2 protein-coding genes are annotated in these 3,317 nt (G+C 47.5%); both read left to right on the top strand.

Features of this window, described 5'->3' with window-relative positions; translation table 11 throughout:
* On the top strand, positions 1-1,946 hold a 1,946-nt coding region (gene ligA, locus WB217_RS07875), incomplete at its 5' end, for an NAD-dependent DNA ligase LigA (protein WP_423992242.1).
* A 14-nt stretch (positions 1,947-1,960) separates the two neighbouring features.
* Positions 1,961-3,139, top strand: coding sequence for a CamS family sex pheromone protein (locus WB217_RS07870; RefSeq protein ID WP_423992240.1), 1,179 nt, complete (start codon positions 1,961-1,963; stop codon positions 3,137-3,139).
* Positions 3,140-3,317: the final 178 nt, after the last annotated feature.

Genomic DNA, 3,317 nt, shown 5'->3' with positions numbered 1-3,317 from the left:
GATATGAATATTATGTACTCGACCAGCCATCGGTCCCGGATGCTGAATACGACCGATTATTAAGAGAATTGATTGAAATCGAAGAGCAGTTCCCTGAATTGCAGACGCCGGATTCTCCGACAAGGCGTGTCGGCGGCGAGATTTTATCAATGTTCAACAAGGTGCAGCATGCCACGCCAATGTTAAGCCTGGGCAACGCTTTTGATGAGCAGGACCTTCGCGATTTCGATCGCCGTGTGCGCCAGGGTGTTGGCGAAAATGTTGCATATGTGTGCGAACTGAAAATCGATGGACTAGCTGTTTCGCTCATTTATGAAGACGGTATGTTTGTCCGCGGGGCGACTCGAGGCGATGGAACGACAGGTGAGGATATTACGTCTAATCTTACGACAATCCGCTCCCTGCCGATCCGCCTGAAGGATCCTGTTTCGCTGGAGGTTCGCGGTGAAGCGTTCATGCCGAAAAACTCGTTTGAAGCATTGAACAAAGCCAGGTTGGAAAGGGAAGAGGAGCCATTTGCGAACCCGCGAAATGCAGCTGCAGGCTCACTTCGCCAGCTTGATCCAAAAATTGCTGCCTCACGGAATCTGGATGTATTCCTTTATGGTATTGCCAATCTAGGTGATACAGGAATTGAATCGCACAGTGAGGGCCTTGATTTCCTGGAGAAGATGGGCTTCAAGACAAATAGAGAACGCCGAAAAGTTGCTGACATCGAGGGTGTTATTGAATATGTGAATAGCTGGGTCGAGAAGCGCCCAAACCTTCCATACGACATCGACGGCATCGTCATCAAAGTCGATTCGTTTGACCAGCAGGCAGAGCTTGGTACCACCGCGAAAAGCCCTCGCTGGGCAATCGCCTTCAAGTTCCCGGCTGAAGAAGTCGTTACGACTCTGAAGGATATTGAACTGAGTGTTGGACGTACAGGTGTTGTCACTCCGACTGCCATCCTCGAGCCTGTTCAGGTTGCAGGAACAACGGTTGGACGAGCATCCCTGCACAATGAAGATCTGATCCGTGAAAAGGATATTAAAATCGGCGATAAAGTTGTCGTGAAAAAAGCTGGGGACATCATTCCTGAAGTCGTGAACGTTCTTGCAGAGCAACGGACTGGCGATGAAGTTGAATTCCATATGCCGACCCATTGCCCTGAATGTGAAAGCGAGCTTGTCAGGATTGAAGGGGAAGTCGCCCTTCGGTGCATCAATCCTAAGTGCCCAGCACAAATCAGGGAAGGCTTGATCCATTTTGTTTCACGCGATGCGATGAACATCGATGGCCTTGGCGAACGAGTGGTCAGCCAGCTATTTGCTGAACAGCTGATCAAGGACGTTGCCGATATCTATAAACTGACTCGCGAGCAGCTGCTTGCACTTGAGCGGATGGGCGAAAAGTCCGTCAACAACCTGCTGTCAGCGATCGAAGCTTCAAAAGCGAATTCGCTAGAAAAGCTATTGTTCGGCCTTGGCATCCGCCTTGTCGGAGCGAAAGCAGCCAAGACGCTTGCCCAGGAATTTGGCACGATGGACCAGCTGATGGAAGCATCACGTGACCAATTGACAGCCATCAACGAAATCGGCGACAAAATGGCCGATTCAGTTGTCATGTATTTTGACAATGATGAGGTAAAAGAATTAGTTTCTGAGCTGAAGGCTGTTGGTGTTAACATGGAATACAATGGCCCGAGAAAAATTTCCGCAGAAGATTCAGATTCCTTCTTTGCTGGTAAAACGGTCGTGCTGACAGGGAAGCTTGAGCAAATGGGACGAAACGAAGCGAAAGAAAAAATCGAGGCGCTTGGCGGCAATGTAGCTGGAAGTGTGAGCAAGAAGACAGATTTGGTCATCGCAGGTGAAGATGCCGGATCGAAACTGACAAAAGCCGAAAGCCTGGGCATTGAAGTGTGGAACGAGGAGAGAATGATCGAAGAATTAAATAAGTAAGAGGTGTAAACGCCATGAGGAAGCTCTCAATGGTCGCTTTATCTCTTGTCCTTTTGCTGACGGCCTGTGCCCCTAATTTTCAAAAGCAGGAAGAGGTCGTCCAGAAGAAGGATGATGATACGAAAGAAAAAGCGATTATCCCGAAATACAAAATTTCGGAAGAATTTTACCGGACCATCATGCCATTTGAGCCTGGGGAAGCCCGCGGCATGGTCGTCAATAATTTAAATACACGCTATGACATCACTGAGTTCGAAACCGGCTTGATGCGCATTGCGCAAAATTCATTTTCCACAGATCAATATGTGTTCAAGGAAGGGCAGTACCTTGATTCACGAACAGTTGGATTGTGGCTGAACCGTCAGTTCACCGAGGACCAGCTAAAGAAAGAAGGCTTGAAGAAAAAGGACAATATCGGCCTCAACCCGCTAGATCCTGGTACAGGTGATGTCCATGAACGAAATAAAAAGAATCCGATTTACCTGGCCCATATCCTTGAACACGACTACTTGGTGAAAGTAGGTGGAGAAAAAGGAACGTACCAGTTAGGCGGCGTGGCAATTGGGCTGGCGATGAATTCCGTCCATTACTACACGAAGGAAAAGTATGGAGCTGTTTATGAAAAGAACATTTCCCGTGCCGTCCTTGAAAGGGAAGGCAAGAAAATGGCCCAGGAAGTCGTCAACAGGCTAAGAGGAATAAAAGAATTAAGAGATGTGCCGATCACAGTCGGTCTGTTCGAACAGCAAAGCAGATCGTCTGTCGTTCCAGGAAACTTCTTTGCTTTTGGTGAAGTTTCGCAGGGAAGCAACAATATCGGCAGCTGGAAAGATGTGAAGGAAGAGTATATCCTGTTCCCTTCCGAAAAAGCACAGAAGGACCACAGGGATGACTTAACCTTCTTCCAGAACTTCAAACAAGACGTAGAGACCTATTTTCCTAACTTCAATGGCGTCATTGGAAAAGGATTTTATCTAGATGGCCAGCTTCAGGAGCTGAACATCAATATTCCAATCCAGTTCTATGGAAAAGCCGAAGCCATTGGATTCACACAGTACGTAACGGGGCTCGTCATGGAGCATTTCCCGAGCTATGTATCGGTGCAGGTCAACATTTCCTCCGTCATGGGACCGGAAGCATTGATTGTAAAGAAACCAGACCAGGATGAACCGTTTGTTCATATTTATCAATAAGGGAAATCAGTAAAAGAAGCAAAGAGCTGCGGCACTTTGCTTCTTTTATGGGGGAGAGACCTTCGTGGCCTTTTAAAAACCGTTAAAGCGGAATAAAAGGATTCCCGAAAAAAGAAGTCTTTTTTTATAATCGCACCACCTTTGAGGGAGACTACGATGGTATCGAATCCGAGAAGTG

The sequence above is a fragment of the Mesobacillus sp. genome (genome assembly GCF_049588175.1).
Lineage (GTDB): Bacteria > Bacillota > Bacilli > Bacillales > Cytobacillaceae > Mesobacillus.
The sequence above is the reverse complement of the archived record's forward strand: the minus strand, read 5'-3'. Positions and strand labels throughout refer to the sequence as shown.

Coding starts and splice junctions, on each gene's coding strand:
- WB217_RS07870 (WP_423992240.1), top strand. CDS start 1,961: ATGAGGAAGCTCTCAATGGTCGCTTTATCTCTTGTCCTTTTGCTGACG.